Here is a 16,934-nt window from a genome sequence, read left to right as displayed (position 1 = left end):
GGTGCGCTGACCGAAGCGGGTGCCGACCGCTGCCTGGTACTGTTACATGCGCTCGACCTGATTGCTGTTGGCGGTGGCCGCAGCGCCACCGTCGCGCATGAAGAAATTATAGCCGCCATTGGATGTCACCGACCAGTGCCAGCCATTGGCCTGAGCGGAGAAGGCGCGCAGCACGTCGACGCCGAATTGCAGCTCGATGCCACGCACGGTCACGTCGCCGGCATTGTTGACATAGTCGGAGGTGGTGGTCGAACCCGGCCGGAGCCTCGTGATGATCCGGTTCGAGATAACGTTCTGGAACAAGGCCGCGTCGAGGCTCCAGCCGTTCAAGGCGAAGGTCGTGCCGACTTCATACTGGCGGCTGGTTTCCGGCTTCACATTCGGATTGCCGAAAATCTGGGTGCCGACCAGCACGGTGTAATTGCCGGCAAGCTCGGTTGCGGTCGGCGAGCGGAAACCGGTCGAGACGCCGGTGCGGAAGCTCAGGTAATCGGTCGCCCGATAGGTGCCGCCGACGGTGTAGGTGGTGGCGTCATAAGGACGGCTGCCGGTCGCCTGGTTGGCGAGATTCGGCGTCGGGTCGAAGCTGGTCGAGCCGCGGGTGTGACGGATGCCGGCCCGCAGGATCACCCGGTCGTCGAACAGGCGCTGGCTGTTCTCGGCGTAGAAGGCCATGACCGAGTCGGTCTGGTTGTTATCCTGCGGCGAGACCTGAGCCATGTTGGTATAAGGCGCGACCACGCTTTCGCGGTAGCGCTGCGACCGCAGCCAGCTGCGCTCGGCATCAAAACCGAGCAGCAGTTCATTGCCGGCCCACAGGTTGAAGATCGGCTGGAACCGGAGGCCCATGATGTCGAGATGGCGGCGGTTCAGGTCCAGCCGCGTTCTCTGCGCGACCGTCGCCGAATTCGGCGCGGCCCAGCGGAACACGTCGCGATCGGCGACCAGATAGCTATGCGCGGTCCAGCGGGCGAAATCGCTGTCGGTCTTGCCGGAATAAACCAGGTCGAACGAGGCATTGGTCCGCTCGTCGCGGTTGAACGTGCTCCAGGACGAGCCGCGGAAGCCGGCATCATAGATGCCGTCGGACCGCACCGTGAGATCGATGCGGTGGTTGTCGTTGAGCTGGCGGCCGAAGGCGCCGGTCACGCCGAAGCGCTGATATTGGGTATTGGCCAGGAGGCCGCCGCCGGCACCGGAATGATAGCTGTCGCGCCGGCCGCCAGAGATGCCAATGTAGAAATCGTCGCTGCCGTTGCGGCCGGCGGCATGGGCACGGCCCTGCAGCAAGCCCCAGGAACCGCCCTGAATATCGGCGAAATTGCCCGTGGTGTTGCGGCCGTTCTTCAAGATGATGTTGATGACGCCGCCGATCGCCTGGCTGCCATAGATCACCGAGGCGGGTCCCCGGATGATCTCGACGCGATCGACGTCGGCCGGCGACAGTTTGGAAATATTGGCGGTGCCGGCGCGGCGGCCGTTGATCAGCACCAGCACCTGGCTGCGGAAGTCCTTGCCCTGCCCGTCGCTGGCGCCGCCGCGAATGTTGATCGAGGTCTGGCCGGGCGTCCATTCCGAGAGGAAGCCGACGGCATTCTCGGCCAGCAGTTCGGTCACCGAATGGGCGGTCGACCGGGTGATGCGTTCGCCCTCGATGACCTGCACCGTGCCGGTGATGCGGCTGCGCGGCTCCGGGCGCCCTGTGGAGGTCACGACGATTTCGTCGAGGATGGTCGGGGCGTTGCGGACCTCTTGGGCAAAGGCCGGCGCGAAGGCCCCGGCGAGGACAAGGGCAGCGACAGCCGGCGCGGTCGCGCACGGCGAAAACATGGACATGGATCGACTCCTCCGGCCCGCCGCCGGCATGGGTTGCACTCGATCCTCGGCCGGTCTCCTGGCTCGCGGGTCACGCGCCGCTTCCCCTTCCCGGCCTGACGGCCAGTGGATTGTCGAAGAGCGCTATCCGCTTACAGTTGCGGGGGCAGCCGCGGCATTGTGCTTCAATCAGCACGCACCGCATTCCCGTTTCACTCCCTGAGGGAGCACCGAAGATTCCTTAACGAAACACAAATGGCCGGCTGCCGCAATGCAGCCGCATTCCGTTTCGCACAGCCCTGTGCGGGATAAGCGCGTGGGTGCGCTGTTTCGGCATCGGTCGAAGGGGCGAGCGTTTGCACACGCTTCTCAAACGAAGCCTGAATGCGCCGTCCTTCGAGATCTCGCGCCGGAACCTCCGCCCTGACCTCGCCCTGGCCGGGCGAGAGGTCGGCGCGCCTGTGCAGGTTCGTGGCTGTCCTCGTCGCCGGTGTCCGGCCTCACCACCCCATTCGGATCGACGCGCCGGCGATTGATCGGCGGCGTTTCGGTCTCGCCGTCAGGCCTTTGGTCCGGCTTCCGGCGCCTGCCACCGGGTGGTGATCGCCGCGATATCAGGTCGCTTGCGCTCGGCGGGCGTCTCCTTGGCCGTGCCGATATGGACGACGCCGGCGACTTTTTCATGCGCCTCGAGACCGAACAGCCGGTGGGCTCCCGGGCTATAGGCGGCCCAGCCGGTCAGCCAGGTCGCGCCGAAACCGAGGGCTGCGGCCGCGGTCAAGAGGTTCATGCAAACCGCGCCGGCCGACAGGTCCTGTTCCCAGGCCGGAATGCGTGCGGCCGCGTCGCTGCGGCTGACGACGATGACGATGACCGGCGCATAGGTGAAGACGCGCGACATGATGCCGGCGAATTTGGCGCGCTTTTCCGGATCCATGTCGCCGTTCTCGGCGGCATAAAGGGCCGCGAGATGGGGGCCGGCATCGAACCGGGCCTGCCCCTCGATGACGATGAACCGCCACGGCTCCAGGCCGCCGTGATCAGGCACGCGGGCGGCAATGGCCAGGAGCCGTCGGAGCTCGGCCTCGCTCGGTCCGGGCCCGGCCAGCACGGTCATGCCGACCGAGCGGCGCGTCTCGAGCAGCGCGAGGAGCCCCTCGCCGGCCGGCTCGCCGGTGCGTTGGGCCGTCGCGGCCGGATCGGTCACCTGGATGTTCATGTCGTCTGCCTTTCCTGGCCGCGCGCCGCCAAACGTCCGGCGCGCTTGTTTGCGCGATCTGCCGCGCCGAGCGCAAGCCCCAGGCCTCAGGCCCGCCCGAGTGCCTGCATCGTCAGGAGATCGGTGACGTGTGGCGACGGGATCATCGCGGCGAGTGCCGCCTGCAGCGCCTCGACGTCGGCGCCTGGATCCGGCTGCCAGCCACAGGGACAGGCATTGTCGCCGCGATGGGCTTCTGCGACCTCCTGATAGACCGAACCGAGCGCCATGGCGACCAGCCCGAGCACGGTGATGGGCGGCAGCTGCGTCGTGCGCAGCGCATGGCAGAAGGCCGCCATGATCGCCTGGTGAAACTCGGCGCGTGCGGCGTCGGCGTGGTCCTCGGCAGTCTGGCCGTTCGACATGAGCGGGCACTCCTTCGGCGATGCCGGATCTCGCCGCGGCCGACGCCAGATGCGCCGCATCGGTTATCCTGCTTGATCGCGACCGAGCCATAGGCCGAATTGCGATATTGAGCAAGATGTTGAAATTACAAGAGAAATAGAATAATTCGAAACTGCGGCGGGGTCTCGTTGCGAGGCTCGAGGAGCCGCGCCGGGGCCATGCGGGCCGGCCGCTACGGCCGGCCTCCGGCCCTGCCCAGGGCAATGGCCAGATCCTCCAGGCTCGGCTGGAACCACAGGTCGGTCCGCCGATCAGCCTCGCGCACCCAGGCGCTCAAGGCGTTGCTCGCGGCGAGCTGTTCCGAGATGTCGCCGATGATGGCGAGCTTCAGCCGGTAATTGACGGCCTTCTGGGTGATCTCGCCCGCCAGGCCCGAGCGGAGCTGAAAGAAGCGCGGGCCGAGCCGCGCCACAGGCAGGGCGAGCAAGGACGCGCCCTGCCAAGCGGCCTCGCCGATCAGATCGGTCGCCTGCCGCTCATCGTCGATGATCGGGCCATCGGTGTCGCAGAGCAGGATCTGCTCGCCGGCCAGTTCAACCAGTTCCACCATCACGCCCTTGTTCCACTCGGCAGGCCGGCCGGCGATCTCAACCAGATCGTCACGGCTGCCGCAACCGCGCCTCCAGCGCTCGCCTGTCCTCAGCCGTCAGCTCGGCTTCGACCTCCGGCAAATAGACCCGGCCGATTTCATTGCCCTGAGCCTTGCTCCGCGAGAGCCAGAAGGCGGATTCGACACGGTCCGCCGCTATGCCAATGCCGAGGTGAAGGGCGACGCCGATCATGCCCTGGGCTCCCGGATGACCTTGCCGGGCAGCACTCAGGAACCAGGAGGCGGACCGTTCGGGATCGCGCGTGACCCCGAGGCCTTCATGGTAGATGGTGCCGAGACGGGTCTGGGCTGACGAATGGCCTTGATCGGCGGCCTTTTCGGACCAGGCACGGGCGGCTTCGTAGAGTTCCGGGTCGTCATCCGCCAGCAGCAGCCGGCCGAGCGCATCCTGCGCATCGGCATGTCCCTGCTCGGCCGCCATCTCAAAAAATTTGAGGGCGCCACGAAGATTGCCCTCGCCTTCGAACATCGCGCCAATGGCCGCCAGGGACGGCGTCCAGCCCTCTTTCGCGGCGGTCAGGAACCATTCCGCCGCCGGCTCCCTCTGGCCGGCCTGAAGCGCAAGGACGCCCAGATTGTGCTTGGCCCTGACGAAGCCCTGCTCGGCCGCGCGCATGAACCATGCCCCGGCCACGGCTGTTTCCGCGGTGTTGTCCGCATACCACCGGCCGAGCGCATTCTGCGCTTCCGCATCACCGGCCTCGGCGCCCAGCCGGACATCCTCCGGCGGCGCGGCGGCGGGCGCGGGCTTGCCTGAAGAGAACAACGACTTGATGCGGCTTCCGATCGATCTGGACATGGCGCGCCCGATGCCGTGTGACGGGTCAAGATGCAACTTAAGGTAGGATGGCCTCTAAGGAAATAGGAATATGTGCATGGCGGATCGCCGCGATTTCGGCGCTCCTTATCAGCCCATCGCAGTGCGATAAAATCAGACACAATATCAGTACGATAGGTGCGAGTCTTTGGTGCGCTTCCAAGCGGGTTTTTGTTGGATTTTTGGTAGAGTTCGGCTAGGGTGAAAGGATAAAATTCAGGGAGGTGGAATGACAGCACAATGTCCCGACGTGCTCGCTTTGCGCGGCCAACTTCATGACCTCTGCGCCTTGCCGCTGGAGCCCTATCTCAGGCGGCTCAAAAAGGCCCGGCGGCCGGTCTTTGTGACCACGTCGAGCGCCTGTTGGCGCGGTTATGTGGCCCATTGGGTAGTGCGTGACGACGCGCTCTACCTCGTCGATCTCGCCGGCTGGATGGAACGGGACGGCGAGCCAATCCAGGCGAGCCTGGAGGTTGCCCTGCCCTGGTTGAAGCCGCCGGTGCTGGCGACCTGGGTCAGCGATTGGTTGCGTTGCCCCGAGGGGCGCCGGATCTCGTACCGGCACTTCGGTTTCGAAAGCAGGTATGAGCGTGACCGGAAGTTGCGTGTCGAGAAAGGCCGCGTTCTGGAAGAATGGCTGCGCCTGAATCCACCTGAACCGATCTGGTACAGGATCGCGCCAGGCGGCGGACGAACCCGTTTCGAAGTGCCGCATTCCGGCGAGCCCGAGCTCGACGATCCCTTCCCGCCGGAAGCAACACCTCAAGGTCACCATTTCTGGGGCCAGCCGCCGGCGGTCGACCAAGACGAGGGTGATGACCTGGGGGCAGATGATGTGACGTGGCCGCCGCGTGGGCTCGGGCTCTGATCCGGCGGCTGACACAGGGAACCGGCATCAAGCAACTCGCCTGCCCACTCGGGACCCTCCCGCGGCCGTCTTGGCCCCCCAGTCGCGCCTGCGGCCGTCCGGCGTTTTGCGGCCAGTGATATTCCCCCATGAGTTCAGGGTATTGCCCGATCCAAGGCGGTGCCGATCCGGCGTTCAATCGGCCGGTCCCGTCCTGTCTCGTGGAGATGTCGATGTCCCGTTCCGCACGCAGATCGCTGGTCGCCGCACTGGCCGCCGCCGGTGGCCTCTTGATGCTCGGCGGCTGTGCCGAACAGCGGGCCATGAGCAATGATCCCGCGGTAGAGGCCGCCTGCCTCAGGGCTGCCCAGCGTGCCGCGCCGGGAAGCTATATGGGGACCGGCGTCCAGGAACAGCGCACCGCTCTCTACCGGTCCTGCATGGCCAATGGCGGAACCTTGCCGCGCGCGCGTTGAGCGCCTCGCGACACGGCTGGCGACGCGGCTGGCGACGCGGCTGGCGACGCGTCTCTTGGATCGGCCTGCTGATCGGGTTTTCGGCAGCGGTAGACGGCACCGCCAGGGCGCAGTCGCCGAGCCAGGCCGACGACTTGGCCCGGCAGTTGTCCAATCCGGTGGCGAGCCTCATCAGCATACCGCTGCAGTCCAACCTGACCCAGGGCTATGGATCGCTCGGGGCCTGGCGCAACACGCTGAATATCCAGCCGGTCATCCCGATCAGGCTGAACGACGACTGGAACCTGATCTCGCGCACGATCCTGCCGATCATCTGGCGGCCGCGCACCCATGTCGGCGATCCGTCGACGACGGGCTTGGGCGATGTCACGGCGAGCCTGTTCCTCTCGCCGTCACGGCCGATCAACGGCCTGACACTCGGCGTGGGACCGGTATTCGTATTGCCGACCGCGACCGATCCGCTGCTCGGCGCCGGCAAATGGGGTGTCGGCCTGACCGGCCTGGTGCTGCATCAGACCAAGACCATGACCATCGGCATGATGGCCAACCATATCTGGTCCCTTGCCGGCCCGGCCAATCGCGAGGAGGTCAGCAACACCTTGCTGCAGCCGTTCATCGCCTTCCCGCTTGGCGAGGGCCGCACGCTCAGCGTCAATACCGAGAGCAATTACGATTGGGTGCACCGGCAATGGACAGTGCCGATCAACGTCCAGCTCAGCCAGGTGATGAAGCTCGGCGGGCAGATGCTGAGTGTCGCCGCCGGCCCGCAGATCTATGTCGTGAAACCGACAGGTGGGCCGTCCTGGGGACTGCGCTTCTCACTCACGTTCCTGTTCCCGGAGAAATGAGCGGATCGTCCGCACATCTGCAATGAAGGAGACGGCCATGATCAATCTTCGCACGAGCCTGTTCGCCGGCGCCCTGCTGACGATGCTGTCCGCCGGCGCGCCGGCCGTCGGCACCACGCTGGCCGCGGAAGTCCCGTCGGCCGCGCGGGCCAGCGCCCAGCCCGCCGAGATGCAGCGCCGGGGTGGTGTGCGAGCCTCCGCCGGCTTCGTTCGTGGACCGCGCGGCGGCGTTGCGGCCTATCGCGGCGGCGCTGCCTGGCGCGGCGGCCGGCCGGTCGTCAGGCCGGGCTATGTGCGCCCGGTGGTCCGGCCCGTGGTGGTGCGGCCGGGCCGTTGGGTCAGGCCCGCCGGCTACTGGTGGCGTCCGGGCGGCGCGATCGCGGCGGGGGCCGCGATCGGCTTCGTCGCGGCGGCCACCGCCGTCGCCTGGGCCGGACAGCCGCCGACGCCCAATTCCTGCTGGTACTATACCGATCCGAGCCGGACGCGCGGCTTCTGGGACGCCTGTCCGTAACACCCCCCGACGGCGACGTTCGCGCGGGATCCGGCCGGCCGCTGATGGCCGTCGCTGTCCTGTCCGCCCCTCCGGCCGAAGAGCCCGCCACCATGGCCAAGACGAAACGATGCGCGGGATCCGCGGCAAGGCTGCTGGCGCTGGCGGCCATGTCGCTATCAAGTCTCGGGTTATCAAGCCTCGCGCTGTCGACCCCGGGGCTGGCGCAACCGGCGCCCGCCGCTGGCCAGGCTCCGGCTGCGCGACCCGCCGGCGCGCCGCCGCGCACCATGGCATTGCCGCGGATCCGGCCCTGGACCGGCGATCTCGACGGCATGCTGAAACGGCGCACCGTGCGCATCCTGGTGCCCTACAGCAAGACGCTGTTCTTCGTCGATCGCGGCCGCCAGATGGGCCTCAACGCCGAATTCGGCCAGGCGCTCGAGGACTGGCTGAACAAGCGTCATCCGCAGCGCAACCTGCGCATCTACGTCGCCTTCGTGCCGACCGCGCGCGATCAGTTGTTGCCGGCGCTGGTCGCCGGGCTCGGCGACATCGTCGCAGCCAATCTGACCGTAACGCCGGAGCGCGAGGCGGCGATCGACTTCGCCCGCCCCTGGATGCGCGACGTCAGGGAAGTCGTGGTGACCGGGCCGGGCGCGCCGGCGCTGACGCGGATCGAGGATCTGGCCGGCCAGACCGTCCATGTCCGGGCCTCGTCGAGCTATGCGACGCATCTGGCAAGCCTCAGCCGGCGCCTGGTGTCGGAAGGCGCCAGGCCGATCGTCATCGCGCCGGCCGACGAGAACCTCGAGGACGAGGACCTCATGGAAATGGTCCATGCCGGGCTCCTGCCCTTCGCGGTGGTCGACGAACACAAGGCCAAGGTCTGGGCCGAGGTGTTGTCCGGGCTGACCCTGCGGCCGGATCTCGTGGTCCATGCGGGTGGCGAGATCGCCTGGGCGATGCGCGAGAACAGTCCGCTGCTGCGGGCCGAGCTCGACGCCTTTTTCGCCCAGCACCAGGCCGGCACCAGTTTCGGCAATACCCTGCGCCGGCGCTATTTCACCGACACCAGGATGGCGCGCAACGCGCTGGCCGAGGACGATGCCCGCCGGCACGGGGAATTGCTCGGGCTGTTCCAGCGCTATGGCGGCCAATATGGCTTCGATGCCCTGATGATCAGCGCCCAGGGCTACCAGGAAAGCCAGCTCGACCAGTCGCGCCGAAGCCCGCGTGGTGCCGTCGGCATCATGCAATTGCTGCCGGCGACCGCGCGCAGCCCGGAGGTCGGCATCAGCGACATCGGAACCAGCGCGGAGAACAATATCCATGCCGGCGCACGCTATCTGCGCCACCTGGTCGACACCTATATCAACGACCCGGGCTTGAGCGAGCGCAACCGCACCCTGTTCGCTTTCGCCGCCTACAATGCCGGGCCCGGCAATCTCCGCCGCTTCCGCGCGCGCGCCAAGGCGGAAGGGCTCAACCCCGATGTCTGGTTCAACAATGTCGAACAGGCCGCGGCCCTCATCGTCGGCCGCGAGACGCCGCAATATGTCAGCAACATCTACAAATATTACACGGCCTACCGCATGCTGGCCGAGCGCGAGCGCGATCAGGCCCGGGGCACGACAGCGCCGGATCCGGCTGCCGCAAGCCTTCCCACAGGGTCAGATGCCGCGGCTCCCAACCCGATCGCGCCAGATCCCGCCACGAGACCCCGGACGCCCTGAGCCGGCAGACCACCGTCGCCGAGCGGCGGGGCGGCACCGGTTCATTGACCGCGAGGTGCCAGCCGTTGCTGGTCTGGCCGAGCCGGCTGGTCCGCAGCACGAGCCAGGGTTTTCGCGTCGAGCCGCCTCTTGAAGATCGGCAGAATATTGTGGCCGCGGCCGAAGACGCGCTCCGAGCCCTCTTTCATGCCGTCCATGTTCAGGGCCGGCAACGCCCGGAGATAGGCCTGAACCGCTCGCTGGAAGACCAGCGCGTCAATGAGGCTCTGCGTATCCCGCCGGGGCGATGTAGCCCTGGCTGAATGGCAAGTTGGACGGTTCGTTGTAGCGCACGGCCTGGGCGCGGACCGAGCCGACCAGGCTGGCGGCGGCGAGCAGCAGGACAAAACCCAGCAATGCCTTGCAGAATGATTTCATGAGAGCGTCTCCATCTGTCCAGGCGGATCAGCCAGAACCGCAGGGTGCGGGCCGGCGACACCGCCCGTCGACCGTCTTGTCAGAACGGCAGGATGTAGTTGAGCAGCGCCGTCTGCCTCAGAATGACGCGCCGGATGATGTGGGCGGCCTGGACATGGTCGGTGAAGATCGCCGCCTGGCCGGTGCTGCCCGCCGGCAGGCGGCCGGCTATGGCTGGATCGTCCAGGGTGAAGCGGACGACGAAGGGTGCCGCCTGGACCTCTTTCGGCGTGACCGCCGTGCCTGATGGCGAGGCCTGGCCGGTCGAGATCGCCTGCAGGACCGCCTGGACCTTGCCCGTGAACACCTGTCCGGGCAGGAACTTGAAGGTCACTTCGACCGCCTGGCCGGCCCTGATGTAGCGGGCATTGATCTGGTCGATCTCGGCGCCAAGAACGGTCTCCGAGGTGTCGACGAAGGCCATGGCCGGCGCCAGCGCGAGGGTCGAGACCCTGGCGCCCCTGCGCAAGGCCACATTGGTCACGAAGCCGTCGGCCGGCGCGCGCACCACCGTCTTGTCCAGGTTCCACTGGGCGCTCGTGAGCTGCGCGCGCAATTGGTCGACCTCGGACTCGCGCTGCTGGACATCGAAACCGCGGCCGGCGTCGCGTTGGGCAAGCTGCGTCATCTGGCCGAGGCGCAGTTCGGCGAATTTCAGCTGGGCGGCCAGCGCGTCGACCTGGGCCTTGAACGGCGTCGGGTCGATGCGGAACAGCACGTCATTGGCCTTCAGCGGCGTGTTGGGCTGCACCGGAACGTCGATCACCTCGCCGGCGACATCGGGCACGATCTGCACCGACTGGCGTATCACCAGGGCCGGTCCCGACGGTGCCCCCCAACCCATCGGAATGAACAGCCCGACCAGCAGCACGAGCAGCCAGATCGCCGGCGAGATTTTCCAGAACAGGTTGAAGCGAATGATCCTCAGCTTCACCAGGACGAACAGCAGGACGAGGTAGATGTTGAACAGGAAGATGATCTTTGGCCTGCCTCGCCAAGGCGCGGCGCCGGTCCGGCATCTGCCGGGTGGCCAGCGGGACTGGCTCGCGATGACAGGTCGGTGCGGGCGGGGATATCGACATAGGCCCAGATCATGGCGACGGGCCAGAGCACGAAACCGCAGATCAAGGTGACCCAGCCGGCGATCGTGACCGCCTGGGCGTAGGGATGCCGGCGCTTATGCGCGACCCAGCCGGGCAAGGCTCCGACCACGACAACGAGGGCAACCCCGCTCGCTACGACGAAGCCGAGAACGATGATGGCGAAGATATCGAAGGTCGACATGGTCTTTGCGTTCCGATGAAGCATCGATCATGCGAGGCGAGGCCATGGCCCGATATCGGACAATACCCTTGGGCCCGTCGGGGTTGTCCCTGAGACCTGGCAGACCTGCGTCGCCAAAGGTCTGGTTCGGACCGGCCTGGAACCGGTCAGGCGTCGACCAGCTTGTTGCGCACGGCGTAGCGCACCAGTTCGGCCACCGAGCGGGTGCCGAGCTTGCGCATGGCGGTGGCGCGATGGGTCTCGATCGTCTTGACGCTGACCTGCATTTGCCAGGCGATGCGCTTGTTGCTCAGCCCTTCGGCAATGAGCTGCACCGTCTCGCGCTCGCGCGGCGTGAGTTTGCTTGCCGGCTCACTTTGTCCGGTGAAGGCCGACAGCATCGCCTCCGAAACCCGCGCGGTGAAATAGGGTCGTGACAGCGCCAGCGTGCTGATCGCGTCGAGGAGCTGGTCCTCGGCGTCCCGCTTCAAGAGGAAGCCGCGCGCACCCGCCTGCAAGGCGTCGCGGATCAGCGTCTCGCCGTCATGTTCGGAAAAGATCAGCGCCTGCAGCTTGGGCAGCTTGACCAGCAGCTGTTTGGTGGCGTCCAAACCATTCAACTCCGGCATGAAATAGTCGAGGACCGCAACGTCGGGCTTTTCCTTCACCGCGAGTTCCACGGCTTCCACACCGTTGGCGGCTTCGCCGCAAATTTCCCAACCCCCGCGTGTTTCGATCAGACTGCGCACGCCGCGACGAACGATTTCGTGGTCATCAGCCAACAATATCCGGATCATTACGCCACTCCCTGCCCCAGTTTGAATGACATCATCCTGATGGAGGTCTTCAAACATCCTTATTAAGTTTGGAAATTCCAACGCATTATGATCGGGTGAAACCCTGACCGCTCTGCGGGTTGATTCCGGAGAAAAAGCCGCGCCGGAGCCGCAATTTTCAGTGACGTGTCCTATCTGAAGTACATTTTGCGGCGCAAAAGATCAAATTGGGCCGGGTCCGCAAGCGAGACCTCCCCAGGCGCAGGCTCCGGTCGCCACCGGACGCCTCGCGACCTTTACTTAGGGGAATACATGCCGGCCTTCGGAAAATACCCGGAGGCGGCCGATAATGGCTTTTCGAATCCATGGTCGCGATTATAGTCTCGCCGAGTCAGCGCCTGGGTGATCAGGACGCCGGAGCGTGCGCAACGCCACAAGCATGGTGCGGTCAATGAATGATGCACAATTTTTGGTTGCTCGATCGGCAAGATGCGCGCGGCTCTGGATCGGAGCCGTCATGGTTGTCGCGGGCCTCTCCGGAGCCGTCGACAGAGCGCGGGCCGCGGAAAATGCCGCCGGCTTCTATTTGCTCGGCGCGCGTGGCCCGGGGGCCGGCCTTCTCGCGCCGGAAGGCCTCTACTTCCAGAATACCGCCTATCTCTATGGCGGCGGGTTGAGCGGCTCGCGGTCGCTGCCGGTGGGCGGCAATATTGCCGCCGGCCTGCGCGGCACCATTCTCGGCGATTTCGCCACCCTGCAATGGGTCACGCCCTGGCAGGTTTTCGGCGGCCGGATCGCCTTTAATGGTTCGCTGCCGATCGGCGGTCCCTGGGTCAAAGCCAATGTGACGGTTGGACCGTTCACCGGTTCGCGCAGCGACAACACCTTCACCATTGGCGATCCGGTGTTCGGCGCGACCATCGGCTGGACCTTCGACAAGTTCCACATCTCCGCCAATGCCACGGTCAATACGCCGGTCGGCCAATATAACGAGGGCGCGCTCGCCAATCTCGCCTTCCATCGCTGGGCCGGCGATTTCACCCTGGCCGCGACCTGGCTGGACCCGGCGCTCGGCCTCGACATTTCCGGCGCCGTCGGGGTCACCTTCAACGGCATGAACCCGGCGACCAACTACCGCACAGGTACGGAATTCCACGCGGAATGGGCGATCTCGAAGACCCTGACCAAGGAATGGTCCGTTGCTCTTGTCGGCTATCACTATCAGCAGGTGACCGGCGACAGCGGGCCCGGAGCGGTGCTGGGCGACTTCAAGGGCCGGGCGACCGCGCTCGGCGGCATGGTGGCCTATAATTTCACGGCCTGGGAGACCCCGATGCAAGCCAGCGTCAAGGTCTACCGCGAGTTCAACACGCAGAACCGCCTGCAAGGCACTGCCGGCTTCCTGACCATCTCCATGCCGCTCTACATGCCGGGCGCTCCGGTCGGGCTGCTGCGTTCGGCCATGCGCTGACGCTGCGGGCCGAGGCCCGCATCGATCCCCGCGCCATTCGGGCCGGCGCGCCGCTGAACGGCTGATGGCGGCCCCGGGCCCTGTCCCGTCGGGGGCCTCGCCGCTTCCGCCTCAGGTGATTTACCACCGCCGCGGCGCTGGTCTTGCCTGATTGTGAAAGCGGCCGGCATCCCGACAATCACGATCGTTGAGACCGCAACGGCCGAAACCACGGAGCCTGGCGGGCAACGCCAGGGCGCTGCTGTTTCGGTTGACGCAGTCGCGCGTCGGGCCGGGTCCCGGCCATCAGAACGAGCAGGGCCGATGCTGGACTATGTCGCTCTCGTCATTCTGGTGCTGGTCGCGGTTGCGCTCGTCTACGGCATCATCGCCATCCACGACATTCCCTATCGCCTGGCCCGCGCGCGCCATCACCCGCAGCAGGATGCCATTCAGGTCGCCGGCTGGGTCAGCCTGTTCACCCTGCATGTGATCTGGCCGTTCCTGTGGATCTGGGCCATGGCCTATCGCCCGGATCGGGGCTGGGGGATTGCGGCTGGCGATGAAGCCGCGCCGGCGGGTCCGGCCGCCACCATCGCCGCACTCGAACGGCGGGTCCTGGTGCTCGAACAGCGGGACTTGGTTCTCGAACAGCGGGACTTGGTTCTCGAACAGCGGTCGGCGCCGAAGGCTTCGGCATGACCACGCTGCTCATCCTGACCTATGTCGCCCTGTGCATCGGCGCTTTCAAACTCCTGCGCATAGCGGCCAATGAGTGGACACTGACCACGGCCGGGCTCGGCGGCGTCGCGATCGTCGGCGGGGTGCTCGCGCTGATCAACTACAATCACCCGTTCACCGACGAGGCACGCATCGTGTTCTCGACCACGCCGATGACGTCGGCCGTGCAAGGCCGGGTGATTGAAGTGCCGGTCGAGGCCAACATGCCGCTGAAGACGGGCGATGTGTTGTTCCGGCTCGATCCGCGGCCGTTTCAATATGCCGTCGACCACCGTCGCGCCGCGCTGGCCGAGGCCGAACAGGGCGTGCGCGAAATGAAGGCCGGGCTGGATGCGGCATCGGCGGCCGTCACCGAGGCGGCGGCTGCCCGCGACCGCAGCAAACAGGCCTATGAACGTTATCGCGACGGCAATGCGACGGCGCGCCAGACCGGCCGGGCTTCGCCCTTCACCGAACTGGACGAACAGAACCGGCGGGGCGAATATCTGGTGGCCGAGGCGGCGCTGACGGTCGCCCAGGCGCAGGCCGAGCGGGCAAGGCTCGCCCTCGCCTCGCAGATCAACGGCGAGAACACCTCTGTCGCAACCGCCGAAGCCGCCCTGCGCAAGGCCGAGTTCGAACTGGAACAGGCCACCGTCCGGGCGCCGACCAATGGCTTCGTCACCCAGGTGGCGTTGCAGCCCGGCATGGTCACCGTGCCGTTCCCGTTCATGCCGGCCATGGTCTATGTCAATACCGACAGGCAGTTCTTCGTCGCCGCCTTTCCGCAGGCCGTGCTGCAGCGGCTGAGCCCGCAGGACAAGGCCGAGATCGCCTTCGACGCCTTTCCCGGGCGCATCTTTCAAGGCGTCGTCGAGCGGGTGCTCGACACCATTCCGCAAGGCCAGTTCCAACCCGGCGGCGGCTTGCTGTCGGTCGAGGACCGGGCCCGGACGCCAGGGCGGGCACAGGTCATCATCAAAGTGCTGGACCTGCCGCGAGGGGCCAATCTCCCGGCCGGTGCGATCGGCCAGGTCGCGGTCTATTCGGGGCGCTTCGAACATGTCGCGATCATCCGGCAGATCCTTCTGCGCATGAAGAGCTGGCTCAATTATCTGGTGTTCTGAGGCGGTGAAACCCCTTGCGCTTTTTTCGGGGTTTTGCCGGATGGCTTCTGCCGCCTCCAGCGCAGAGCATCCTGAAAGCAGCTCGCATGCCGACAGGTCCCGCAGGCCCAGACCATCGTCGCGATGGCAATGCCGGAACCGCGGGCGCCAGCCAGATTCAGGAGTGCGAGATGCCCGTCACCGGCCCTAACCTGACCCGTCGCGCCATGCTGCCGGCGACCGCCATCGGCGTCGCGCTGATCGTGGAGCCGGGATCGCCTCATGCCCAGGCCGTCCCCGCGGCGGAGGCCCGCACCATTGCCAAGGAGGCCTATCTCTACGGCTTCCCGATGGTCGAGAGCTACAAGACGCTCTACACCCAGGCGATCGATCGCGAGAGCCCCAACTTCAAGGCGCCCTTCAACCAGATCAGCAATACCGCCAATGTCTTCACACCGAGGGATACCGCCTTCGTCACGCCGAATTCGGATACGCCCTATTCCTTCATCTGGATGGACCTGCGCGCCGAGCCGGTGGTGCTGACGCTGCCGGATATCGACCCGAAACGTTATCTGTCGGTCCAGTTGATCGATCTCTACACCCAGAACTTCGCCTATCTCGGTCAGCGCACGACCGGCGCCAAGGCCGGCAATTTCCTGGTCGCCGGTCCGAAATGGCAAGGCCAGACGCCGGCCGGGGTCAGCGCGGTGGTGCGTTGCGAGACCGAGATCGCCTATGCGCTCTATCGCACCCAGCTGTTCGGCGCGGATGACCTCGACAACGTCAAGCGTATCCAGGGCACGTATCGGGTTCAGCCGCTGAGCGCCTTCCTCAATCAACCGGCTCCTGCCCCCGCGCCGGCCTTGAACTGGCCGAAGCCGGAACTCGCGACCATGTCGCAGACGCCGGCGATCTTCCGCTACATGAATTTTCTCATGAGCCTGGCGCCGACCGACCCGAGCGAAACCGCGTTGATGGCCCGCTTCGCCAGGATCGGCGTCGGCGCCGGCCTCGGCTTCGGCTTCGACGAGACGGCGCTGTCGGCCGAGACGCGCCAGGCGCTGGAAGGCGGCATAGCCGACGGCATCAAGGCGTACGAGACGTTCAAGGCGACTGAGCTCGACACCGCCAAGGTCAGCAGCGGCGAGATGTTCGGGACCCGCGCCTTCCTGAACAACAATTATCTCTACCGTTATGCCGGCGCGAAGCTCGGCATCTTCGGCAATTCACGCGAAGAGGCGCTCTATCTCGGCTATTTCGTTGATCGCAACGGCGCGCCGGCCAATGCCGCGCAGCGCCGCTACATGCTGCGTTTCGAAAAGGACAGATTGCCGCCGGCCAATGCCTTCTGGTCCCTGACCCTCTATGACGGCAAGACCCAGTTGCTGGTCGACAACCCGCTCAACCGTTACCTGATCAACTCGCCCATGCTGCCGCAATTGAAGACTGCCGCGGACGGCAGCCTGACGCTCCATATCCAGCAGCAGTCGCCGGGAGCGGCGGAAGAGAGCAACTGGCTGCCGGCGCCGAACGGGCCGTTCTATCTGGTCCTGCGGGTCTATGAACCGAAGCCGGAGCTGATTTCCGGCGCGTGGATCCGCCCGCCGCTGCAACCGGTCGAATAGGCTTGTCGGCCGGTCTGGGTTCGGTCGTGGTCCCGGCGGTCTCGGGGGCGTCCCGCTTCGGGCTCCTCCCGGGGATGACGCCGCGCCGCGCCGGGCGTATGCTTGAACGCGACCCACCAGACCAAGCGATGATTCATCGTGTCGGCTCGGTCGCAACACCCCGCGCGCCGTCGCAGACCTGACCGAGGCATCCTCAAGAGCGTTTTGGGTCTGCCTCATCGGGGCGGCAACGG

The 16,934-nt window shown here is 66.2% G+C and carries 18 protein-coding genes and 1 riboswitch; of the genes, 9 read left to right on the top strand and 9 right to left on the bottom strand.

The features are described 5' to 3' along the window. Positions 1-42 precede the first annotated feature (42 nt). The 5 genes from E8M01_RS31045 to E8M01_RS31025 form a co-directional block, all read right to left on the bottom strand. On the bottom strand, positions 43-1,836 hold the full coding sequence (locus tag E8M01_RS31045; RefSeq protein ID WP_170182146.1) for a TonB-dependent receptor domain-containing protein: 1,794 nt from the start codon (positions 1,834-1,836) through the stop codon (positions 43-45). Positions 1,837-1,867: 31 nt separating this feature from the next. Then, positions 1,868-2,065: riboswitch (cobalamin riboswitch) on the bottom strand. 309 nt (positions 2,066-2,374) lie between these two features. After that, entirely contained in the window at positions 2,375-3,034 is a 660-nt protein-coding gene (locus E8M01_RS31040) for a nitroreductase family protein (protein ID WP_136963692.1), read from the bottom strand. A gap of 86 nt (positions 3,035-3,120) precedes the next feature. Further along, positions 3,121-3,438 carry a hypothetical protein gene (locus E8M01_RS31035; protein WP_136963691.1) on the bottom strand — a complete coding sequence of 106 codons (318 nt, stop codon included), beginning with the start codon at positions 3,436-3,438 and terminating at the stop codon, positions 3,121-3,123. A 212-nt stretch (positions 3,439-3,650) separates the two neighbouring features. After that, on the bottom strand, positions 3,651-4,028 hold the full coding sequence (locus E8M01_RS31030) for a DUF4180 domain-containing protein (protein ID WP_136963690.1): 378 nt from the start codon (positions 4,026-4,028) through the stop codon (positions 3,651-3,653). 49 nt (positions 4,029-4,077) lie between these two features. After that, positions 4,078-4,887 (bottom strand): tetratricopeptide repeat protein, encoded by an 810-nt coding sequence (locus E8M01_RS31025; RefSeq protein ID WP_136963689.1) that lies wholly within the window; start codon positions 4,885-4,887, stop codon positions 4,078-4,080. Positions 4,888-5,155: 268 nt separating this feature from the next. Between E8M01_RS31025 and E8M01_RS31020 the strand changes: the two genes are divergently transcribed. The 5 genes from E8M01_RS31020 (at position 5,156) to E8M01_RS31000 (ending at position 9,305) form a co-directional block, all read left to right on the top strand. Next, on the top strand, positions 5,156-5,773 hold the full coding sequence (locus tag E8M01_RS31020; protein WP_136963688.1) for a hypothetical protein: 618 nt from the start codon (positions 5,156-5,158) through the stop codon (positions 5,771-5,773). Positions 5,774-5,985: 212 nt separating this feature from the next. Continuing rightward, on the top strand, positions 5,986-6,228 hold the full coding sequence (locus tag E8M01_RS31015) for a hypothetical protein (protein ID WP_136963687.1): 243 nt from the start codon (positions 5,986-5,988) through the stop codon (positions 6,226-6,228). Between the two features lie 134 nt (positions 6,229-6,362). Further along, positions 6,363-7,076, top strand: coding sequence for a hypothetical protein (locus E8M01_RS31010; RefSeq protein ID WP_246088496.1), 714 nt, complete (start codon positions 6,363-6,365; stop codon positions 7,074-7,076). A gap of 37 nt (positions 7,077-7,113) precedes the next feature. Next, on the top strand, positions 7,114-7,590 hold the full coding sequence (locus E8M01_RS35675; protein ID WP_425467687.1) for a hypothetical protein: 477 nt from the start codon (positions 7,114-7,116) through the stop codon (positions 7,588-7,590). Positions 7,591-7,682: 92 nt separating this feature from the next. Next, positions 7,683-9,305: an MltF family protein gene (locus E8M01_RS31000; protein ID WP_170182145.1), complete on the top strand. Its 1,623-nt coding sequence runs from the start codon at positions 7,683-7,685 to the stop codon at positions 9,303-9,305. Between the two features lie 255 nt (positions 9,306-9,560). Here E8M01_RS31000 and E8M01_RS35195 read toward each other — a convergent pair whose 3' ends face one another. The 4 genes from E8M01_RS35195 to E8M01_RS30980 all read right to left on the bottom strand — a co-directional run bounded on the left by E8M01_RS35195 (position 9,561) and on the right by E8M01_RS30980 (position 11,878). Then, on the bottom strand, positions 9,561-9,722 hold the full coding sequence (locus tag E8M01_RS35195; protein ID WP_170182144.1) for a hypothetical protein: 162 nt from the start codon (positions 9,720-9,722) through the stop codon (positions 9,561-9,563). A gap of 79 nt (positions 9,723-9,801) precedes the next feature. After that, the gene (locus E8M01_RS30990; protein ID WP_246088495.1) at positions 9,802-10,695 is read right to left on the bottom strand and encodes an HlyD family secretion protein; all 894 of its coding nucleotides are present in this window, start codon (positions 10,693-10,695) and stop codon (positions 9,802-9,804) included. Then, a complete protein-coding gene (locus tag E8M01_RS35915; RefSeq protein WP_136963682.1) occupies positions 10,692-11,045 on the bottom strand; it encodes a DUF3302 domain-containing protein in 354 nt (117 codons plus the stop codon). The genes E8M01_RS30990 and E8M01_RS35915 overlap by 4 nt, the downstream gene beginning before the upstream one ends. A 146-nt stretch (positions 11,046-11,191) precedes the next feature. After that, complete coding sequence (locus E8M01_RS30980) at positions 11,192-11,878, bottom strand: response regulator (RefSeq protein ID WP_246088494.1); 687 nt, start codon at positions 11,876-11,878, stop codon at positions 11,192-11,194. 439 nt (positions 11,879-12,317) lie between these two features. On the opposite strand from E8M01_RS30980, the gene E8M01_RS30975 reads away from it, so the two are divergent. The 4 genes from E8M01_RS30975 (at position 12,318) to E8M01_RS30960 (ending at position 16,701) form a co-directional block, all read left to right on the top strand. Further along, positions 12,318-13,271: a SphA family protein gene (locus E8M01_RS30975; protein WP_136963681.1), complete on the top strand. Its 954-nt coding sequence runs from the start codon at positions 12,318-12,320 to the stop codon at positions 13,269-13,271. 303 nt (positions 13,272-13,574) lie between these two features. Continuing rightward, positions 13,575-13,952: a DUF3302 domain-containing protein gene (locus E8M01_RS30970; RefSeq protein WP_136963680.1), complete on the top strand. Its 378-nt coding sequence runs from the start codon at positions 13,575-13,577 to the stop codon at positions 13,950-13,952. After that, complete coding sequence (locus E8M01_RS30965; RefSeq protein WP_136963679.1) at positions 13,949-15,097, top strand: HlyD family secretion protein; 1,149 nt, start codon at positions 13,949-13,951, stop codon at positions 15,095-15,097. The genes E8M01_RS30970 and E8M01_RS30965 overlap by 4 nt, the downstream gene beginning before the upstream one ends. 170 nt (positions 15,098-15,267) lie before the next feature. Further along, a complete protein-coding gene (locus E8M01_RS30960) occupies positions 15,268-16,701 on the top strand; it encodes a DUF1254 domain-containing protein (protein ID WP_136963678.1) in 1,434 nt (477 codons plus the stop codon). Positions 16,702-16,934: the final 233 nt, after the last annotated feature.

It is taken from the genome of Phreatobacter stygius (assembly GCF_005144885.1).
In the GTDB taxonomy this organism is placed as follows: Bacteria; Pseudomonadota; Alphaproteobacteria; order Rhizobiales; family Phreatobacteraceae; genus Phreatobacter; species Phreatobacter stygius.
This window is presented reverse-complemented; position numbering and strand designations above follow the sequence as displayed.